A 19967-nucleotide genomic window follows, 5' to 3' on the forward strand; every position below is an offset into this window, starting at 1 on the left:
GTCGCTTCAAAACCCTATTCGACCGGCATCCGCGCGGCGCAACATGATCACGCTTTTGTGACGGCCTCAATTTTTTCATCAGCCCGTGTAACGAAACGCTGGCAACAGCGAAAAGACGATCATGAACCCTCGCGAAGACACCTGGGCGAACGCTATGCGCGCCGCCCGCGGCGGCAATACCGGAGCCTACGAAGCGCTGCTCGAAGATATCGGGCGCACGCTGCGCGTGCTCGTCGGGCGCAAGCTGTCGCGGCTCGGCATGGGCACCGACCAGACGGAGGATATAGTTCAGGAAGCGTTGCTCGGCCTGCACATGATGCGCGACCGCTGGGACGACAGCCGGCCGTTCCTGCCCTGGCTGCACGCGATCGTCCGCTACAAGATCGGCGACGCGGTGCGCAAGCGCAGCCGCGAGGCGCGCCACCGCTGCGATGTGACGCTGGACGAGCTCTCAGACGTCATCGCCGCGCCCGATCAGAGCGACCGCCATATGCCAGACATGGACAGAGCGCTTGCCAGCCTCTCCTCCGGCAGCGCGACGTCGTCTCGTCCCTGGCGATCGAGGGGCAGTCCGTTCGCGAGACGGCGGAACGGTTGAAGACCAGCGAGGGTGCGGTCCGCGTCACCCTGCATCGCGCCCTGCAGCGCCTGACGGCCTTTGCCGATCCGGCGTCCGGCTATGCAAGAAAAGGCAAATCATGAAATCCGCCCAAGACACATCCGCGCTCATCCGCAGCCTGGCGCGCGAAGCGACCGAGAAGGAGCCGCCGCAGGGCCTGCGCTTCCATCGCTTGCTGCTGCTTGCGGCCGGCTTCTCGCTGATGCTCTCGATCGCGCTGGCGCTCGGCGTCTTCGGCATCCGCCCCAATCTGCCTGCCGTGCTCGCCGGCACGCCGTTCCTGTTCAAATTCGCAACGATGCTGCTGCTTGCCGCGGGCGGCCTGGCGCTGGTTCGCCGCGCCGGTGAGCCGGGCATCGGCAGTTCGGCCTGGATGATGCTCATTCCGGGCTTCCTGGTGCTCGCCATGGGCCTAGCGCTCGACAGTTCCGGTTTCCCGCTTCTCGGCGTCATGGCGGCGCAGTGCCGAGCTGCGTCGGCGCGATCGTTCTCCTGTCATTGCCGGCGCTCGCGGCCGGCCTGGGCGTTCTGAAGCGCGGCGTGCCGGTGCAGCCGCTGCGCGCCGGGCTTGCGGCAGGCTTCCTTGCCGGGACGATCGCGGGGCCGCCTATGCCTTCGTCTGCAAGAATGATGGCGCGCTGTTCGTCGCCATCTGGTACGGGCTGGCGATCGTCATCGTCGCGACGCTCGGCGCCCTGATCGGCCGCAAGGCGCTTGCCTGGTAGGATCAGGCCTTGGCCGACACCTCGTCGGCCGCTTCGCGGATCGTCTGCATCAGGATCGACAGCGGTAGCGACGGTATCGCGTCGGTCCGCATCGTCAGGCCGACTGGTCCCTTGGTCTCGCTGGTATCGATCGGCAGCACCGCCAAAACGCCATCCTCGACATCCTTGGCAACGACGCCGGTCGAGATGATCCAGACCGCATCGCTTGAGCGCACGAAGGCGCGGCCGAAGCTGTCGGAGACCGTCTCGATCTGGTTCGGCAGGCTGGGCACGCCATTGGCGATCAGGAAGCTCTCGACGAAGGGGCGGATGATCGAGGCGCGCGTCGGCATCAGGATCGTGTAATCGCCGAGCGCATTGAAATGCGACTGCCTCGTCTTCAGCAGCGGATGACCGGCGCGAACGGCAAACACCACCTGCTCCGAGTAGAGATGCTCGAAGGAGAACCCGGCCATCTTTTCAGCGCCGGCGAGACGCCCGACCACGAGGTCGAGATCCCCGACCCTCAACTGCTCAAGTAGAACAGCATTTTCGCCCGTGACGATCTTCAGGCGGCTCCAGGTATTCTCCTTGAGAAACAGCTCCATCGCTCGCGGCATGATCCGCGTCGAAACCGTCGGCAGCGCACCGACACGGATCGGCGGCGCATCGCCGACACGCTCCTGCGTCACCGAATCCAGCCCCTGGCGCAGTGCCGTCAGCGCCGCTCCGGCGTGTTTCAGAAAGACTTCGCCGTAGCGGGTGATCTTGATGCCGCGACCGTCGCGCTCGAAGACTTCGACGCCCAGAACCTCCTCCAGTTCGCGGATCGTCTTGGTCACGGCGGGCTGGCTGACATGCAGCAGTTCGGCCGCCTTCATCACGCTTTTCTGGCGCGCGACCTCGACAAAGGTCTGCAGATGGCGGAACTTTATGCGGCTGTCGATCATCGATCACATAACTCCGGAGTTATCGGAAAGCCACGAAATATCATTTTACCTAACCAGATTAAACATTCAATTTCCTGTCCGGAGGAGTTTCCAGTGCAGTTTGCCCGCGTCAACGACATCGCCATTCACTATCAGGTTATCGGCGGCCCCGCCGACAAGCCGGTGCTTGTCTTCGCCAATTCGCTCGGGACCGACTTCCGCATCTGGCGCGATGTCGTCGTCCGACTGGCAGGCGATTTCGCCATCCTGCTCTATGACAAGCGCGGCCACGGCCTCTCCGATGTCGGCCAGACGCCCTATTCGATAGAGGATCATGCCTCCGATCTGATCGGCCTCCTCGAAACGCTCGAAATCAAGAAGGCGATCATCTGCGGACTGTCGGTCGGCGGGCTGATTGCCCAGTCGCTCTATCAGCAGCGCCCCGATCTCGTCAGCGCACTGATCCTCTGCGACACGGCCCACAAGATCGGCACGGCCGAGACTTGGAACAGCCGCATCTCCGCCATCGAGAAGGATGGCATCGGTAGCATGTGTGACGCCATCATGGAGCGCTGGTTCACACCGGCTTTCCGCCGTCCGGAGAACACCGCCTATAACGGCTATTGCAATATGCTGGAGCGCCAGCCGGTCGCCGGCTATATCGCGACCTGCGCGGCCGTGCGTGACGCCGATTTCACCGAGGTGGCGAAGACCATTGCCGTACCGGCGATCTGCATCGTCGGCAATCAGGATGGCTCGACGCCGCCCGATCTCGTCAAGTCGCTGGCGCAGCTGATCCCCAACGCCCGCTACGAGATCATCCGCGATGCCGGGCATATCCCCTGCGTCGAGCAGCCCGAGGCGCTGACAGCGGTCATTCGCGCATTCATCGATTTCGCATTGCATGGAGAAAAGAGCCCATGAGTGACAGTTCGCGCCCGTCCGAGCGCCACAAGCAGGGCATGGCGACGCGCCGCGCCGTTCTCGGCGACAGCCATGTCGACCGCGCCGAGGCCGGATCGACGGATTTCGACAAGCCGTTCCAGGACCTGATCACCGAAGCCGCCTGGGGACATGTCTGGTCACGGCCAGGGCTGACGAAGCGCGAGCGCTCGATCGTGACGATCGCGCTGCTGGCCGCTCTCGGGCAGGACGATGAAGTCGCCATGCACGTGCGTGCCACCGTCAATACCGGCGCCAGCCGCGACGATGTCTGCGAGGCGCTGCTGCATGTGGCGATCTATGCCGGCGTGCCGGCGGCCAATCATGCGATCAAGATCGCCAAGCAGGTCTTCGAACAGATGGACGCCGGGAAGGCGGCATAAGAGGAAGCCATGTCCGACATACCGAACCGCAAGCCCGAAACCGGCGCCTTTTTCGCCCGCGACCATGCCTGGCATCCGCCAGCATTCGCGCCTGGATACAAGACTTCGATCCTACGCTCGCCGCAGCGCGCGCTGCTGTCGCTCGACGGCACGATTTCCGAGATCACCGGCCCGGTCTTCGGCCACGGCATGATCGGCGAACTCGATAACGACCTGATCCATAACTACGCCAAATCAGGCGAGAGCGCGATCGGCGAGCGCATCATCGTCCACGGACAGGTACTCGACGAGCGCGGCCGTCCGCAGACCGGCGTCCTCGTCGAATTCTGGCAGGCTAATGCCGGCGGGCGCTACCGCCACAAGAAGGAAAGCTATCTCGCGGCGATCGACCCGAATTTCGGCGGCTGCGGCCGCGCGATCACCGACGAGGAAGGCCGCTACTATTTCCGCACCGTGCGGCCCGGCGCCTATCCCTGGCCGAACGGCGTCAACGACTGGCGCCCCGCCCATATCCACTTCTCGGTCTTCGGCCAGGGCTTTTCCCAGCGGCTGATCACCCAGATGTATTTCGAAGGCGATCCGATGATCTGGAAGTGTCCGATCGTCGGTACCATTGCCGACAAGGCGGCGATCGAGCAGCTGATCGCGCCGATGGACTGGGGCAATACCATCCCTATGGACAGCCGTGCCTACAAGTTCGACATCGTGCTGCGCGGCCGTCGCTCGACGATGTTCGAAAACAAGCTGGAGGGCAATTGATGGCCCAGGATCTGCGCTATCTCAAGGAAACCCCGTCGCAGACGGCAGGGCCCTATGTCCATATCGGCCTAACGCCGAATTTCTGCGACATCACGGGCGTCTACGAAGGCGACCTCGGCACCGCGATGGTCAACGACAAGACGACAGGCGAGCGGATCACAGTGACCGGCCGCATCTTCGACGGTGCGGGGGCTCTGGTGCGCGACGCCGTCATCGAAATCTGGCAGGCCGATGGTGCTGGACTTTATAACAGCCCTCGGAAATGCGCGGCACCGCCGACCCGAATTTCACCGGCTGGGGCCGCTGCCCGACGCGCGCCGAAGACGGCGTCTACAGCTTCGAGACCATCAAGCCAGGCAAGGTGCCCTTCAAGGACGGGCGGAGACAAGCGCCGCACATAACCTTCTGGATCGTAGCGCGCGGTATCAATCTCGGCCTGCACACGCGCATGTATTTCCCGGAAGAATCAGAGGCCAACAATGCCGATCCGCTGCTGCTGCGCATCGAGCACCGCGACCGCGTGGCGACACTTATTGCCGCACGCGACGGCTCAACCTATACGTTCGATATCCGGCTGCAGGGAGAAAACGAGACAGTCTTCCTGGATATTTGACAGGCATTACTGCTGGCGGATTTTGGACCGATACCGGAAATCCGCCGGCAAACGTTTTTCGTTAAGCACGCACAGCTCTAAACACAACCTCTAATATATTTCACATGCTGCACCTGCGTAAAGCGGGTTGGCATTCATGTTGCGCCGCGATATGAAAAGGAGGGGCTGAACGTTGATGGTGGAAACATGCAGAAGACTTTCGGACACGTCCTGGCGGCGCATAAGGGCCTCGGTCCAGGCTTCGACTTTTTGAGAATCGCTCTCGCCTTTACGATCGTTTTTTCACACAGCTTCCTTCTGACCGGAAACGACGAATTCTTCCGCTCCAGCCCGCTCTGGTTTGCGGAATATGCGCTCGTTCCGATGTTCTTTGCGCTGAGCGGCTTCCTGATCGCGGGCAGTGCCCAGCGCCTCAGTCTCAAGAACTTCCTGCTCAATCGTGGTCTGCGCATCGTGCCGGCCCTTGCCGTCGATATCGTCGTCTGCGCGCTGATCATCGGTCCGCTGGTGACGCCGGTGGCCCTGAGCTACTATTTCGGCAGCGCCGATTTCTTCAAATATTTCCTGAACATCGTCGGCTGGATCCACTACAGCCTACCGGGTGTCTTCGAGAACAACCCGACGCATCGCGTCAACGGCGCGCTGTGGACAGTGCCCTGGGAAATCTTCTGCTACATCATCATGTCCGGCCTGATGATCACCTCGATCGTCAAATCCTGGCAGAAGACCGCGGCGCTCACGGCAGCCTTCATCGTCATGGGCATTGTCGTGCAGCTCTACGGGCATCACCTGCCCTACCGCGTCAATCTCGTGCTCAGCACCTTCTTCGTCAGCCGCGGCGCCCAGCTGGTCTTCGCCTTCCTGCTCGGCATCCTGGCCTATCAACTGCGTGAAGTGATCCCGCACAGCCGCGTCCTTCTCGCCATCAGCGTGGTGATCGCCATTGCCGCGATATTCGTCCTCAGCAGCCCGTCGATCGAGACCGTTCCCAACCGGATCATCGTCATCCCGGCGCTCGTCTACATCACCGTCTTCATCGGCCTGACGCCGGTGCCGCTGCCTTCGGTGTTTCACAAGGGCGACTATTCCTACGGCGTCTATCTCTACCACGACCCCTTCCTGCAGATCCTGATCGGCCTGGCCCCCGGCATCTTCCTGGCGCCGAAGGTCGGCGCGCTGGCGCTCTATGCGATCGGCATCTGCGCGGCGATGACGGTTGCGGTGATTTCCTGGCACATGATCGAGAAACCCATTCTCGGCATGCGCAAGAAGTTCTCCTTCGTCGCCAAGGCGCGCGGCGTCGACGAGAACGCCGATACGACAATCTTGCCGGTCGAGAAGCCAGCCAAGGCATAGGCATCGCGCCTTCCCGCACTTGACGTCTCGACAGGCACAAGGCTTTCTGCCGCTTCAAGGCGGCAGGAAGCCGGCAAGCCAAGAAGAGACGAACAGTGAGCGCAATTGCCTTCGACCACCCCTTCCTCTCGGGCCTCCTCGGCGATGAGGAGACCGCAGCCTATTTCAGCGCCGAAGCGGATATCCGCGCCATGCTGCAATTCGAGGCTGCGCTCGCGCGGGCGCAGGCGGCGCATGACATCATTCCGCTCAGCGCCGCCGAAACCATCTCCGCCGCCTGCGCAAGCTTCGCGCCCGATATCGGCAGCCTGCGCACGGCCACGGCGCGCGACGGTGTCGTCATCCCGGAACTCGTGCGCCAGCTGCGCGCAGCCGCAGGGGAGGTTGGCACGCAGGTTCATATCGGCGCCACCAGCCAGGACGTCATCGACACCAGCCTGATGCTTCGGCTGAAGCCGGTCGCTTTCGTTTTCGCGGCCCATCTGACCGCAATCGAGGTCCGTCTCGCCGAACTGCACCAGACCTTTGGCAGCCGGCCGCTGATGGGCCGCACGCGGATGCAGGCGGCAATCCCGATCACCGTCGCGGACCGGCTGCGTGCCTGGCGTAACCCCTTCGATGGCTATCGCGAGAAGCTGACCGAGCTGCGCTTTCCGCTGCAGTTCGGGGGTGCGGCCGGGACACTCGAGAAATTCGGTGACAAGGCGGCTGCGGTGCGCAGTTCGCTGGCGCAGGAACTCGGCCTTGCCGACCTGCCGCAATGGCAGAGCCAGCGGGGCATCATTGCCGAATTTGCCAATCTTCTCGCATTGATCTCCGGCAGTCTCGGCAAATTCGGCCAGGACATCGCGCTGATGGCGCAGGCGGGCGACGAGATCGCGCTCAGCGGCGGTGGCGGCTCGTCCGCCATGGCGCACAAGCAGAACCCGGTCGCGGCCGAAACGCTGGTGGCGCTGGCACGCTTCAACGCTACGCAGATTTCGGCAATCCACCAGTCGATGATCCACGAGCAGGAGCGCTCGGGTGCGGCCTGGACGCTCGAATGGCTGGTGCTGCCACAGATGGCGATCGCCACGGGAGCCGCACTACGCCTTGCGCGCGAACTGGCGAACAACATAAATCGGCTTGGTGCCGCCACCTCATAACCATTCCAACATGCATTCTGGCATTTATTTCATTTTACATTACCGTTTCGCATGACACACTAGCGTGAAAAGTTCTAGCTGCGAGCTAATACGGCGCTGGAGTACGCCGACAAAGGGAGAGAGAAGAATGAAGAAGCTGCTTTTGGCCGCCGCTGCGGCCATCGTCATGGGCACGAGCGCCTATGCCGACACGATCAAGGTTGGTGTCGTCGGACCGTTTTCCGGTCCGTTCGCCCTGCAGGGCAAGAATTTCAAGGCCGGGATCGACGCCTACATGGCGACCAACGGCGCCAAGGTCGGCGATCACACGGTCGAGGTCATCTATCGCGACCTCCCGGCGGCCGACCCGGCTCAGTCCAAGGCCCTCGCGCAGGAGCTCGTCGTCAAGGAGAAGGTCCAGTATCTGGCCGGCTTCTACTTCACGCCTGATGCGATGGCCGTCACCCCGATCCTGAAGCAGGCCAACACGCCACTGGTGATCATGAACGCCGCGACATCGGCGATCGTCACCAAGAGCCCGCTCGTGGTGCGAACCTCCTTCACCACTTGGCAGACCTCGACGCCGATGGCGCAGGTCGCCTTCGACAAGGGCGTCAAGAAGGTGATCTCCGTCGTCAGCGACTACGGCCCCGGTGTCGATGCCGAGAACGCCTTCAAGGCAGGCTTCGAAAAGGCCGGCGGCGAAGTTGTGGAAGCGATCCGCATGCCGCTCGCCACCAACGATTTCAGCCCGATCATGCAGCGCATCAAGGATTCCGGTGCAACCGGCGTCTTCGCCTTCCTGCCGTCAGGCCCGACGACGCTCGGCTTCGTCAAGGCCTATAACGAAAACGGCCTGAAGGGCGCCAACATCCAGCTCTTCGCCCCCGGCGACCTGACGCAGGAATCCGACCTTCCGGCGCTCGGCGATGCCGCCCTCGGCATGCTGACCACCTTCCACTACGCCGTCTCGCATGACTCGCCGGAGAACAAGGCCTTCGTAGCAGCCGCCGACAAGGCGATCGGCAACCCGGCCGAACTGACCTTCCCGGCCGTCGGCGCCTATGACGGCATGCATGTCATCTACAAGATGATCGAGGCAACCGGCGGCAAGCAGGACGCGGCAAAGGCTGTCGAAGCCGTCAAGGGTCTCGCCTGGACGAGCCCGCGCGGTCCCGTCTCCATCGACCCGGAAAGCCGCCACATCACGCAGAACATCTACCTGCGCGAAGTCGCCAAGGATGCCGACGGCAAGTTCATCAACAAGGAAATCCAGACCTTCGAAAAGCAGGGCGATCCGGGCCTTGCTGCTGTGAAGTAAGGATTTCCCACGTAGACGTTGTGCCGTGAGCCCCCTCACCCTACCCTCTCCCCGCTGGGGAGAGGGGAAGTGACCGTGGTGCGGCACTCCCTTCTCCCCAGCGGGGAGAAGGTGGCCCGTAGGGCCGGATGAGGGGCCACGCGGCACAACGCCTGCAAATCGCCGCCCTCGTGTAGAACAAGGACCACACCAAGCCCATGCAAACTGTCTTCAGCATAGCCGTCGATGCGCTCGCCTATGGCATGGTGCTGTTCGTCATCTCGATCGGCCTTTCGGTGACCATGGGCCTGATGCGGGTCGTCAACCTCGCTCACGGCGCCTTCGCCATGATCGGCGGCTATATCGCCTCCTATGCGGTGCGCGATCTCGGCCTGGGCTACGGCATCGGCGTCATCGCCGCCGTCGTCGGCACGATCATCATCGCCATACCCATGGAGCGCTTCCTCTACCGCCGCATCTACGGCGCGCCCGAGCTGACGCAGGTGCTGATGACCATCGGCATCACCTTCTGCATCATCGGCATCGCCAACTATGTGATGGGTCCGACGTTGAAGACCATTCCGCTGGCCGAGGGATTGCAGGGCTCCGCCAATCTCGGCTTCCGCACCATCCCCGTTCATCGCCTCTTCGCCATCGCCTGCGGCCTCGCGGTCGCCGTCGCGCTCTGGTTCACGATCGAGCGGACGAGCTTCGGCGTGAAGCTGCGCGCCTCTGTCGACAATGCCGCGATGGCCGCGGCGCTCGGCGTGCGCACCGAGATCATCTACGCGCTCAGCTTCGCGGTTGCCGTCGGCCTTGCCGCCTTCGGTGGCGTTGTCGGCGCCGAGCTGCTGCCGGTCGAGCCCTATTATGCGCTGCGATATATGGTGACGTTCCTGGTCGTCGTCTCAGTCGGCGGTGCTGGCTCCATTCCCGGTGCGCTGATTGCCTGTCTGGTGCTCGGCGGCATCGATACAACCGGCCGCTACCTGATGCCCGAGTTCGGCGAGTTCTTCTTCTACCTCGCGGTTATCGCCATCATCTGCATCTTCCCGCGCGGCTTTGCCGGAAGGGCGAAATAGGATGACGCTCGCCATGAACACCGACACGACAACGACAGCTGCCGCCTCCGCGCGCCGCCACCGCTCCGCCGGACGCGACCTCGCAGGCATCGGCGCGATCATCATCCTCGCGGCGATCGGCTACGTGCTCTTCCCCGACAATCTGGCGCTGCTGACCCGCATCATCGCCATCGCGCTCCTCGTGCTCTCGCTCGATCTGGTCACCGGCTATGGCGGCATCGCCACGCTCGGCCATGCCGCGCTGTTCGGCTCCGGCGCTTATGCGGCCGGCATCGTCTCGGCGCATTATGGCATCACCGATCCGCTGCTGATGACGCTTGCCGGCATCATCGGCGGCGCGGTGGCCGGACTGATCTGCGGCGCGATCATCCTGCGCGCCCACGGACTGCCGCAGCTGGTACTGTCGATCGCGCTGATCAATCTCTTCCACGAATTCGCCAACAAGGCATCGTCCTGGACCGGCGGCAGCGACGGCCTCTCCGGCATCTCGGCCGACCCGATCTTCGGCTATTTCGAGTTCGACCTCTACGGCCACACCGCCTATTTCTTCGGCGTTATCCTGCTGCTCGTCGTCTTTGTGCTCCTGCGCCTGCTGGTGCGCTCGCCCTTCGGCATGCTCTGCCGCGGCATCAAGGAAGATCCGTTGCGCATCAAGGCCATGGGCGCATCGCCCAAGGCGGCGCTGATGAAGCTCTATGTGATCTCGGGTGCCGTCGCCGGCATCGGCGGCGCGCTGACGGCGATCTCGACGCAGGTTGTCGGCCTCGACAGCCTCTCCTTCACGCTCTCGGCCGAAAGCCTGGTCATGCTCGTGCTCGGCGGCACCGGCTCGCTGTTCGGCGCACTCTCGGGTACCGTCATCTTCATGCTGTTCGAGGATTATGTCTCCGCCGCCAATCCGTTCCACTGGCTGACGATGGTCGGCGCGCTGTTGATCGCCGTCGTGCTCTTCGCACCGAAGGGTCTCTATGGCACGGCCGCAGCCTTCTTCGCGCGCCGCAAGGAGGCAGGCGAATGAGCGCCGTATTCGAAGTCGTCAATCTCAAGAAGTCCTTCGGCGGCCTCGCCGTTACCAGCAATGTGTCGATCTCGATGGCGCCGGGCGACCGCGTCGCGCTGATCGGCCCGAACGGCGCGGGCAAGACCACCTTCGTCAATCTCGTCACCGGCAATCTGGCACCCGATTCCGGCGAAGTCCGCCTCGGCGGCGAGACGGTGACGAAGGTCGATGCCGCGGGCCGCGTGAAGCGCGGGCTGGTCCGCTCCTTCCAGGTCACACGCCTGTTCCAGGACATGACGCCGGCGGAGCATGTCGCACTCGCCGTCCTGCAGCGCAACGGCCGCTCGGGCCGCATGTTCGGCAACTTCCTGTCGATGCCCGATGTCATGACTGAAGCCAACGGCCTCCTCGATACGCTCGGCCTCAGTGCCCTCATGCACAGCAAGGTCAGCGAAATCGCCTATGGCCAGCAGCGCCTCCTCGAGATCGCCGTCGCCATGGCGCTGAAGCCGAAAGTGCTGCTGCTCGACGAACCCGCCGCCGGCGTGCCGCAGAGCGATACCGGCCGCATCGAGCAGGCGCTCGCCGATCTGCCTGCCGATCTCGCCGTGCTGATGATCGAGCACGACATGGACCTCGTCTTCCGCTTCGCCAAGCGCGTCATCGTGCTCGCCGCCGGCGCCATCATCTTCGACGGCTCGCCCGCCGACGTCACCAAGGATGCCCGCGTGCGCGAGGCCTATCTCGGGAGCTATGCCAATGCCAGCCACGCCGCTTGAGGTGGAAAACCTGTCGGCCGGTTACGGGCCGACGCGCGTTCTCGAAGGCGTCTCCTTCTCGGTTCCGGCCGGCGCGCGCCTCGCCGTGCTCGGCCGCAACGGCATGGGCAAGACCACCCTACTTGCAACGCTTGCCGGACAGACGAAGCGCTATGACGGCCAGATCCGGCTAGGCTCCGCCGACGTCACGGCGATGCCGAGTGCCGCCCGCGCCCATCAGGGCCTCGGCTACGTGCCGCAGGCACGCTGCATCTTCCCGACGCTGACGGTGGAGGAAAACCTCTTCGTCGGCCTGAAGGGCCGGCCGAAGACGGCGATCGAGGAAGCCTACCAGATGTTCCCGCGTCTGAAGGAGCGCCGCCGCAATCTCGGCAACCAGCTCTCCGGCGGCGAACAGCAGATGCTCTCGACCGCCCGCAGCATCCTCGGCCGCCCCTCCGTGCTCCTGCTCGATGAACCGCTTGAGGGCCTGGCCCCCGTCATCTGCGAAGAACTGATGGCCGCCTTCGCCGAACTGGCAAAGACCGGCGACATGACGATCCTGCTCGTCGAGCAACGCATCCAGAGCGCCCTCGATTTCGCCGACCAGGTCATCATCCTCGAACGCGGACGGCTGGCCTGGAACGGCGCGCCGAAGGCGCTCTCGGCGGATCACGACGCTGTCGAACGGCTGCTCGGCGTCGGCGGCTTGCATTGAGCTCCCTTCTCCTCTTTGATCGCGCCATCAAAGAGGAGTGCTTCGCTTGTCCTTCCCGCTATTCGACCTTACCGGAAAACGCGCGCTGATCACCGGCTCCAGCCAGGGGATCGGCTATGCGCTGGCGCTCGGCCTTGCCGAGCATGGCGCTTCCGTCGTCATCAATGGGCGCAATGCCGCCAAGGCTTCAGAAGCAGCGGAGACGATCCGGGGCAAGGGGCATCATGCGCTGAGCGCGGCCTTTGACGTAACCGATGCGAAGGCTGCGTTGAGCGGCATCGCCTATATCGAAGCCGAGATCGGCCCGATCGATATCCTCGTCAACAATGCCGGCATGCAGTTCCGCACGCCGCTCGAGGACTTTCCGGTCGAGAAGTGGGACGAGCTGTTCAAGACCAATGTCTCCAGCATCTTCTATGTCAGCCAGCCGGTCGCCAAGGCGATGATCGGGCGCGGGCGTGGCAAGATCATCAATATCGCTTCGGTCCAGGCCGAGCTCGCCCGCCCGAGCATTGCGCCCTATACGGCGACCAAGGGCGCGGTGAAGAACCTGACGCGCGGCATGGCAACGGATTGGGCGAAACACGGGCTGCAGGTGAACGCGATCGCGCCCGGTTATTTCAAGACGCCGCTGAACCAGGCGCTGGTCGATGACCCCAAGTTTTCGGCCTGGCTGGAAGGCCGCACCCCGGCCGGGCGCTGGGGCAATGTCGAGGAACTGGTCGGCGCGTCCGTGTTCCTGGCCTCCGAAGCCTCGTCCTTCGTGAACGGCCATATGCTGATGGTCGATGGCGGGATTACCACCAGCCTTTAATCGGCGACGATATTTCCCCGGCGCATCAGCCGCATGAGGATGAGCGGCAAGAGCGTCGTTATGCAGATGGCGATAAAGGCCATGGCCATGCCGAGGCCGATCGAACCCTGCTCGAACTGACGCCAGATGAAAGTGGCGATGGTCTGCATGCCGACAGGGGCGACCACGACCGATGCGACGAGCTCACGCGAGGCAAGCGCGAAGACCAGCAGCATAGACGACGCAAGACTCGGGAAAACCAGCGGCAGCAGGATGCGGCGGAAGGCGGCGATGCTGCTGGCGCCGCAGACGCGGGCGGCCGCTTCCAGGTTGTCGCCGATCTGCTGGAAGGCGGCGGCGGTGTAACGCACCGGCTGCGGCAGCAGGATGCAGCAATAGGCGAGCAGCAGGATGAAGCCGGTATTGTAAGGCGTGAACGGCAGGCCCGGCATGTTCCAGGCGAGGATGAGGCCGACGGCGACGACGATGCCCGGAAGCGCATTCGGCAGGATGGTCATGATGTCGATTACCATGCGCCCATGCATCTTCGTCTTCACGACCGTATAGGCGGCAGTGACGCCGACGAGGCCGGTGATGACTGCCGTACCGATGCCGAGCGAGAAGCTGTTGATCAGCGCCGTCACCGCGCCTGCGCTATTGCTGAAGACTGCGATGAAATTGTCGAGGCTGACATTATCGAGCGCCAGACCGCCGGAGATCGTCCGCGCCAGCGCCGTCGCCAGGATCGCCAGGAGCGGCACGCCCGTCGCCAGGAAAGCGACGACGGCAAAGCCGATCATGACGGGGACTTTCATCGCGCCGAGCGGACGCTTGTCCTTCGCCATCGGCTTGCCGCTGACGGTCTGATAGGAGCGGCGCGCCAGGATCCAGCGCTGCAGCAGGAAGGTGGCGAGCGACATGCCGACCAGCACCAGCGACAGGATCGCCGCCCCCGGAAGATCGATCGGCCAGTCGGTGACGCGCAGATCGATGCCGGTCACCAGCACCTGGAATCCGGCGCGGCGGCCGAGTGCTGCGGGCGTGCCGTATTCCTCGATCGCGGCTGCAAAAACAAGCATCAGGCTTGCGGTGAGGCCGGGCGCCGAGAGCGGCAGCGTGATGCGCCAGAAGGCACGTGCCGGGCTCGCTCCAAAGACACGGCCGACATCGGCATAGCGGGCGCCGACGGCCTCCACGGTGCGCGACACGGCGAAATAGACGACCGGAAATGTGTTGAAGGCCATGACGACGGTCATGCCGAACAGCGAGAAGAGGTAGGGCGCCAGATTGAAGCCGGCGAGCTGCTCGAGATAGCCGCGCGGCTGCAGCGTCATGATCCAGCCGAGCGTGGCGATATAGGGCGGGATCATGAAGGGCACGAGCAGCACCACATCCCAGAAGGTTGCGAAGGGAATGCGGTAGAGCGCGCGGAAGACGCCGAGCGGCACGGCGACGAGCGCGGAGGCGAGAACGACGCAGGCGCCGAGCAGGATGGTATTGCCGCCCATGCGGATCAGCGAGCTATCGGCAAGCGTCGCGTAGAGCGAGGAGAAAGGGCTCGCAAACGAGCCCTGTCCGAGTTCGGGGAAGATGCCTTGCAGCACCACGGCGACGAAGGGAACGGCAACGACGAGGATGAGACCCGCTGTTGCCAGCCAGGCGGCCGGAGCCGTGCCGCCGATGCCGTTCGCTTTCATCTGCCTGCCCTGCTTACTTGGCGCCGTAGAGATCGGCGAAGGTCTTCAGCGTTTCCTTGCGCTTGCCGTAGACGGCAGCCGAATCGTACTTCAGCAGCTTCAGGTCGCTGATCAGCGGACGGCTGGCGGCAACGTCGGTGCGCGACGGCATCAGCATTTCGCCGGCAACGAGAGCCTGGCCTTCATCGGACAGCATGTAGTCGATGAACTTCTTGGCGTCGTCCTGGTTCTTGGACCAGTTCATGATCATGGCCGGGCGCGGCGCGATGACGGTGCCGGATGCCGGGAACACGACTTCGATGTTCTCGCCCTTCTTCTGCGCAGCGAGAGCGATGTAGTCGACAGCGCCGAAGACGACGGCCTTCGCACCCTGGAGAACCGGGTTCAGGGCGTCAGCATTGGCACCGGCGATGATCGCGCCGTTAGCCTTCAGATCCTTGAAGAGCTTCCAGCTGTCCTGGCCGGCGAGAGCCGCCGTCAGTTCGAAGGACGAGCCGGACTGGGCCGGATCCGGAATGTTGACGAGGTCCTTGTATTCCGGCTTCGTCAGGTCAGCCCATTCGGAAGGCTTCGGCGTGCCGCTCTTGGAGTTCCAGACGATGCCGAGAGCCGAAATGCCCTGCGCGACGGCGCCTTCGGACTTCAGGAAGTCGGGAACCTTGGCAGCGTTCGGGCTGGAATAGTTGACGAGCCAGCCGCGCTTGGCGAAATCGTTTGCCGTATCCCAGGAAGCCGAGATGACGACGTCGACAACCGGATTGGCGGCTTCGGCTTCGATACGGGCCATGACCTTGCCGGTCGTTGCCTGGAAAACATTGACCTTGACACCCGTCTGCTTGGTGAAGCCAGCCGACAGCTTGTCGATCAGGCTCTGCGGGCCAGCGGTGTAAACGGTAACGTCAGCGTGGGCGACGCCGGCCATCAGGGCGGCGGCAACAACGCCAAAAGTGATGTTCTTCAAAGACTTAAACATTTTCTAGTCTCTCCTGTTTTGAATTATCGGCAGTCTCTTGAAACCAGCGGATCTGTGCTGCATCGACGGCAAGGCCGATGCGTTCGCCGGGGCGCAGCTTCAGGCGGCTCAGCACCTGCAGCTCGACGGAGGGCAGACCGGCAAGCGCAACCGTCGCCAGATGACCGTCGCCGCGAAACTGCGAGCGCAGCACTTCGGCGCTCAGCCGCTCCGGCGTATCCTCGCCCGCCGAAATACCGGCGGTCGGGATCAGGATGCGGGCAGACCGCGCCGCGCCGTCTTCCGCCGGCATCAGCGCCACGTCGCTGCCTTTGAAGAACCAGATCGCGCCGCGGCGCTCGATCCCAGCGAGACAGCCAAGCCGCAAAAAGTCGGCAACCTCGGGCGTCGCCGGGCGCTCGATCAGCATGTCGGGCGATGCAAGCTGCTCGATCAGGCCGCCGCGCATCACCGCAACGTGATCGGCAAGCGTCAGCGCTTCGCTGTGATCGTGGGTCACGTAGATCGCCGTCAGGCCCAATGTCGCAATCAGATCAGCGAGCTCGCCGACCATGTTTTCGCGCAGCTCGCGATCGAGGTTCGAAAGCGGCTCGTCGAAGAGGATTAGCTGCGGTTCGGCAACGATGGCGCGGGCGATTGCGACGCGTTGCTGCTGGCCGCCGGAGAGATCACTCGGGCGCCGGTCGGCGTAGGCCGCAAGCCCGACCTTGTCGAGCGCCCGCATCGTCCGTTCCTGGCGCTCGGCCTTGCCGACGCCGCGCATTTCAAGCGGGAAGGAAACGTTGCCGCCGACCGTCAGATGCGGCCAGAGCGCATAGTCCTGGAAGACCATGCCGAGGCCGCGGCGCTCCGGCGGAACGAATACATTCTGAGCCGCAACCGTCTGCCCAGCAATGGCGACAGAGCCCTTGGTCGGCACCAGCAGACCCGCAACAAGCCGCAGCAGCGTGGTCTTGCCGCAGCCGGAAGGGCCGAGAAGCGCCAGAGTCTGCCCGCGCTCGAGAATGAAGTCGATGCCCTTGAGGATACGGGTATCCCCATAGCTCAATTCGAGCCCGGCCGCGGAAACGGCGGAAATCGGTGAATTTTCGGGGGCACTCATGGGATGGACCGATGTCGCTGCAAAAAGTAAGGCGACATTTAGGCAGGCCACATGACAGCTTTGCGACAGTTGGATTTCAGTTTTGTGACATTGCCTTTACATCCCGGCTGACAACCGAGTTTGCAATTTGCGACATTAGAACCCATCTAATGTCGAGAGAAACGGATGCATTCTCGGCCGTTTGATGGCCCAGCCGCTTCCGTTTACGGAAAACAAACCATATGCAGTTGCAATCCAAGGCGAAAACCGCTTGCTTAGGAAAATCTACTTGTTCTGCCTGTAGCGGTAGGCGGATTGGTAAGGAAACGGCTTGTCCGTAGAACTGCGCACTTCGCAACCCGATCAGATTGTGGTTACGATTGCAGCCTCGGCACGGTCCGCTTGACGAAAGAATGAGCAAAGAACTGTTTCAGGTAAAGTTTTGGGGCGTACGGGCAGCATCCCGGTTTCGGGACCCGAATTCGATCACTACGGGGGCAACACCTCCTGTATCGAAGTCCGCTGCGGCGCCCACCGTATGATTTTCGACGCGGGCTCCGGCCTGCGCGAAGCCGGTCTCGCGATGCTCAATGAGAGCGTCAGCGATGTCGATCTGTTTTTCAGCCACTGCCATTACGACCACATCATCGGCCTGCCCTTCTTCAAGGCCATTTATTATCCGTCGATCCATCTGAATATCTGGTCGGGTCATCTGGACGGAAAGATGAGCACCAAGGAGATGGTCAACCAGTTCATCAGCCCGCCGTGGTTCCCCGTGAAGACGGATATCTGCCAGGCGACGATGAATTTCCGCGACTTTCATGCCGGCGAAATCCTGAAGCCGCGCGAAGGCGTCAGGATCAAGACCTACATGCTGAACCATCCGGGCGGCGCGATCGGCTACCGCATCGAATATGGCGGCCGGTCACTGGCACTGGTCTTCGACGTCGAACACATCCCCGGCTCCTACGATCCCGTATCGCTGGAGATGATGAAGGGCGCCGATCTGGCGGTCTATGACTGCACCTATAACGAAGACGAGATGCAGCGCTTCAAGGGCTTCGGCCATTCCACCTGGCAGCACGGCACCGAGCTGGCGAAGATGGCGGGCACCAAGCGTTTCGCGCTCTTCCACCATGCGCCCTCGCGCACCGACACGCAGCTCGCCCAGATGGAGCTCGACGCGCAGGCCGTATTCCCGGCTCCTTTGCCGCCCGCGACAATCAGGTCGTCGAAATCTAAGCTTTCATAAGCGCTGCCGCCGGCTTCCAGGCGACGGCCTTATTGCCTGCAGTTGCCTTGAACAGGCGCTCGCAGAAGCCCCAGGCCTGAACATCATGATCAAGGTGATGGGTCAGCAGGCCAATCGGCTCGTCGCTTCCGTCGAAGCGGCTCTGCAGCTCCGCCACCAATTCCGCGATCAGCTCCTCATCCGGCCGGCCTCCACGGGTGCCGTGCCAGTCGATGATGTCGACATGGGTATTGAGAATACCGATCGGCTCTTCGTCGGCGGCAGGGCCATAGGTCGAGAGATTTTCGAAGCCGAGCGCCGAGAGTTTGGGGATCAGCAGCGGGTCGATGCGGTTCCATGGCGGCACCAGCATCGGCACGAAGGACGCCTCGTGCAGCTGCTTCAGGTGCAGGAAGCCGTGGTAGAGCTCGCCGAGCACGGCCTCGGCCAGCCGGTGATGCCCAAGTTCCTGCTTCTTTTCGCTCTCGCTGGCATGATTGTGATGCGCCCAGCCATGGACGGCGACGGCGGCGTTACGCTCGCCCGCGAGACGGCGCGCGAGCGGCTGACCGGCCTTCGCCGGAACGACGGCGAGCGTCACCGGTACCTCGTAGCGATTGGCGAGATCGAGCAGCGTATCGAGGGCGACCGTCGGCTCGAAGGCGTCGTCATCGCGCCACCAGAAAACCGCGGTGCGTCCGGCCTCCTGCCAGCGCGCCAACTCGTTGTGAAGAGGTTCCCAGGCTTCGTTGCCGCTCATCACTTCACTCCTGCATGTTGTTTCAATATGCCGTCGAGCGCCTTGGCCGCTGTCGCGATCGAGCGCTCTTCCAGCACGAAGCGGCGCGCCGCCTCTCCCATCGTCCGCCGTCTCTCCGGCTGCTCCAGGAGATCGCGGATGGCCTGACCATAAGCGGCGATATCGCCCTCTGCTGTCAATACGCCGCTGCGGCCGTTTTCGATCACTGCCGGAACACCGGCCGTATTTTCCGCGACGACGGGGAGGCCTGCAGCCTGCGCCTCGAGATAGGCAAGACCATAGGCCTCGCCGCATCCCGGCCAGACATAGATGCCGGATTGGCCGAGCAACGCCGCCACCTCTTCGGCACTGCGCTCACCTTGCCATTCGATCCGCCCGGGCTCGAACCTGGCAAACAGGGCTTCGACAGCCGCCCTCTCGGGTCCGTGGCCGACGATCGACAGCGTCCAGTCCGCGGACTCGATCTCGCCCAGTGCGGCGGCAAGCCGCTCATAGCTCTGCATCTTGTCGCCGGGACGCATCATCGCGACCGCGATCAGGCGCTTCGGATTCTCTCCGGCAGGCGGAGCCACAAAGAGCTTGGGATCGATAAAGGGCGCAAGCGAAGCCGTGCGTGCTTTGGGGATTGCGCTCACAACACCCAGCCGGTCGCGCTCCGTCATTGCGATATTGACCGCGGCCGTCCGGATGCTCTCGGCGACGAGCGCCTGATATGGCTGCCAGGGGCCATGATCGCGCTTCGGCGAATAGGAGGTTTCGGCCGTGACATAGGCGAAGCCGAACTCCGCGGCGAGTGCCGGGCCGAACGGATCGGGCGACTTGTAATAGGGGTGATAGCAGAACCAGAGATCGGGCCTGCTGCCCGCCGCGAATTTCTGCCTCAGCCGCAAGAGTTCGGCCTGACGTCCCTCTTCGAGCACGGCTGCCGCCTCCGGCGTAGCGGCGAAATTTCTGAACGACGAGACGAGCTCGACCTCGTGACCGGCAAGCTCGAGCGCCTGCATCAGGAGCCGCGCCATCAGCCGATCCCCCGATGGTACAGGATGATCCGGGGATTTCAGCGGAGCGTAGAATGCAATGCGCATCAGTGGACGCCTCCGGAGACGCACCGTTTCCAATTCCCGGTCCGGCCGGCGGCGAAATTC

General features: G+C 63.3%; 20 protein-coding genes and 4 pseudogenes. 18 read left to right on the forward strand and 6 right to left on the reverse strand.

All coding sequences use genetic code 11. The annotated features are described in order from the left end of the window. Nucleotides 1-121 precede the first annotated feature (121 nt). The 5 genes and pseudogenes from F2982_RS23295 to F2982_RS32095 all read left to right on the forward strand — a co-directional run bounded on the left by F2982_RS23295 (nt 122) and on the right by F2982_RS32095 (nt 1344). Nucleotides 122-598, forward strand: coding sequence for a sigma factor (locus F2982_RS23295; protein WP_246777647.1), 477 nt, complete (start codon nt 122-124; stop codon nt 596-598). Further along, the gene (locus tag F2982_RS31655) at nt 559-702 is read left to right on the forward strand and encodes a sigma factor-like helix-turn-helix DNA-binding protein (protein ID WP_246777653.1); all 144 of its coding nucleotides are present in this window, start codon (nt 559-561) and stop codon (nt 700-702) included. The genes F2982_RS23295 and F2982_RS31655 overlap by 40 nt, the downstream gene beginning before the upstream one ends. Continuing rightward, nucleotides 699-977, forward strand: a pseudogene (locus F2982_RS32085) (NrsF family protein); the annotation flags it as partial. The gene F2982_RS31655 and the pseudogene F2982_RS32085, both read left to right, overlap by 4 nt. Before the next feature lie 104 nt (nt 978-1081). Then, nucleotides 1082-1159, forward strand: a pseudogene (locus tag F2982_RS32090) (hypothetical protein); the annotation flags it as partial. 110 nt (nt 1160-1269) lie between these two features. Continuing rightward, nucleotides 1270-1344, forward strand: coding sequence for a hypothetical protein (locus tag F2982_RS32095; RefSeq protein ID WP_281438223.1), 75 nt, complete (start codon nt 1270-1272; stop codon nt 1342-1344). 2 nt (nt 1345-1346) lie between these two features. Here the strand turns inward: F2982_RS32095 and pcaQ are convergent, their stop codons facing one another. Then, a complete protein-coding gene (pcaQ, locus tag F2982_RS23305; RefSeq protein ID WP_130283567.1) occupies nt 1347-2273 on the reverse strand; it encodes a pca operon transcription factor PcaQ in 927 nt (308 codons plus the stop codon). 93 nt (nt 2274-2366) lie between these two features. Between pcaQ and pcaD the strand changes: the two genes are divergently transcribed. The 12 genes and pseudogenes from pcaD to F2982_RS23365 all read left to right on the forward strand — a co-directional run bounded on the left by pcaD (nt 2367) and on the right by F2982_RS23365 (nt 13101). After that, nucleotides 2367-3176: a 3-oxoadipate enol-lactonase gene (gene pcaD / locus F2982_RS23310; RefSeq protein WP_203431064.1), complete on the forward strand. Its 810-nt coding sequence runs from the start codon at nt 2367-2369 to the stop codon at nt 3174-3176. Further along, a complete protein-coding gene (gene pcaC / locus F2982_RS23315) occupies nt 3173-3577 on the forward strand; it encodes a 4-carboxymuconolactone decarboxylase (RefSeq protein ID WP_112712285.1) in 405 nt (134 codons plus the stop codon). The genes pcaD and pcaC overlap by 4 nt, the downstream gene beginning before the upstream one ends. A 9-nt stretch (nt 3578-3586) precedes the next feature. Further along, nucleotides 3587-4336, forward strand: coding sequence for a protocatechuate 3,4-dioxygenase subunit beta (pcaH, locus tag F2982_RS23320; protein ID WP_203431065.1), 750 nt, complete (start codon nt 3587-3589; stop codon nt 4334-4336). After that, nucleotides 4336-4949: pseudogene (pcaG, locus tag F2982_RS23325) on the forward strand (protocatechuate 3,4-dioxygenase subunit alpha). Before pcaH ends, pcaG begins: the two are co-directional and overlap by 1 nt. Nucleotides 4950-5135: 186 nt before the next feature. Continuing rightward, nucleotides 5136-6305: an acyltransferase gene (locus tag F2982_RS23330; protein ID WP_203431066.1), complete on the forward strand. Its 1170-nt coding sequence runs from the start codon at nt 5136-5138 to the stop codon at nt 6303-6305. Between the two features lie 95 nt (nt 6306-6400). Beyond that, nucleotides 6401-7450, forward strand: coding sequence for a 3-carboxy-cis,cis-muconate cycloisomerase (locus tag F2982_RS23335; RefSeq protein WP_203431067.1), 1050 nt, complete (start codon nt 6401-6403; stop codon nt 7448-7450). Between the two features lie 127 nt (nt 7451-7577). Beyond that, nucleotides 7578-8750: an ABC transporter substrate-binding protein gene (locus tag F2982_RS23340; protein ID WP_130283556.1), complete on the forward strand. Its 1173-nt coding sequence runs from the start codon at nt 7578-7580 to the stop codon at nt 8748-8750. Nucleotides 8751-8947: 197 nt separating this feature from the next. Then, nucleotides 8948-9811 (forward strand): branched-chain amino acid ABC transporter permease, encoded by an 864-nt coding sequence (locus F2982_RS23345; RefSeq protein ID WP_112712651.1) that lies wholly within the window; start codon nt 8948-8950, stop codon nt 9809-9811. Nucleotides 9812-9824: 13 nt separating this feature from the next. Then, nucleotides 9825-10829: a branched-chain amino acid ABC transporter permease gene (locus F2982_RS23350; RefSeq protein ID WP_203431068.1), complete on the forward strand. Its 1005-nt coding sequence runs from the start codon at nt 9825-9827 to the stop codon at nt 10827-10829. Continuing rightward, nucleotides 10826-11590: an ABC transporter ATP-binding protein gene (locus tag F2982_RS23355; protein WP_203431069.1), complete on the forward strand. Its 765-nt coding sequence runs from the start codon at nt 10826-10828 to the stop codon at nt 11588-11590. Before F2982_RS23350 ends, F2982_RS23355 begins: the two co-directional genes overlap by 4 nt. Further along, the gene (locus tag F2982_RS23360) at nt 11571-12287 is read left to right on the forward strand and encodes an ABC transporter ATP-binding protein (protein WP_203431070.1); all 717 of its coding nucleotides are present in this window, start codon (nt 11571-11573) and stop codon (nt 12285-12287) included. The genes F2982_RS23355 and F2982_RS23360 overlap by 20 nt, the downstream gene beginning before the upstream one ends. A 46-nt stretch (nt 12288-12333) precedes the next feature. Continuing rightward, the gene (locus F2982_RS23365; protein WP_203431071.1) at nt 12334-13101 is read left to right on the forward strand and encodes an SDR family oxidoreductase; all 768 of its coding nucleotides are present in this window, start codon (nt 12334-12336) and stop codon (nt 13099-13101) included. On the opposite strand, the gene F2982_RS23370 is transcribed toward F2982_RS23365, so the two are convergent. Genes F2982_RS23370 through F2982_RS23380 form a run of 3 tightly spaced genes read right to left on the reverse strand, consistent with a single transcriptional unit; the run spans nt 13098 to nt 16852 of the window. Beyond that, nucleotides 13098-14777: an iron ABC transporter permease gene (locus F2982_RS23370; RefSeq protein WP_203431072.1), complete on the reverse strand. Its 1680-nt coding sequence runs from the start codon at nt 14775-14777 to the stop codon at nt 13098-13100. The genes F2982_RS23365 and F2982_RS23370 overlap by 4 nt on opposite strands. A 13-nt stretch (nt 14778-14790) precedes the next feature. Continuing rightward, on the reverse strand, nt 14791-15750 hold the full coding sequence (locus F2982_RS23375) for an ABC transporter substrate-binding protein (protein WP_203431073.1): 960 nt from the start codon (nt 15748-15750) through the stop codon (nt 14791-14793). Beyond that, nucleotides 15743-16852 (reverse strand): ABC transporter ATP-binding protein, encoded by a 1110-nt coding sequence (locus F2982_RS23380; RefSeq protein ID WP_203431074.1) that lies wholly within the window; start codon nt 16850-16852, stop codon nt 15743-15745. Before F2982_RS23380 ends, F2982_RS23375 begins: the two co-directional genes overlap by 8 nt. A 392-nt stretch (nt 16853-17244) precedes the next feature. Here F2982_RS23380 and F2982_RS23385 point away from each other — a divergent pair. Next, a pseudogene (locus F2982_RS23385) lies at nt 17245-18073 on the forward strand (MBL fold metallo-hydrolase). Here the strand turns inward: F2982_RS23385 and F2982_RS23390 are convergent. Next, nucleotides 18070-18822, reverse strand: coding sequence for a polysaccharide deacetylase family protein (locus tag F2982_RS23390; protein WP_203431075.1), 753 nt, complete (start codon nt 18820-18822; stop codon nt 18070-18072). The pseudogene F2982_RS23385 and the gene F2982_RS23390 sit on opposite strands and share 4 nt — an antisense overlap. Next, the gene (locus F2982_RS23395; protein WP_203431076.1) at nt 18822-19907 is read right to left on the reverse strand and encodes a glycosyltransferase family 4 protein; all 1086 of its coding nucleotides are present in this window, start codon (nt 19905-19907) and stop codon (nt 18822-18824) included. Before F2982_RS23395 ends, F2982_RS23390 begins: the two co-directional genes overlap by 1 nt. Nucleotides 19908-19967: the final 60 nt, after the last annotated feature.

Source organism: Rhizobium sp. BG4 (genome assembly GCF_016864575.1).
GTDB lineage: Bacteria > Pseudomonadota > Alphaproteobacteria > Rhizobiales > Rhizobiaceae > Rhizobium.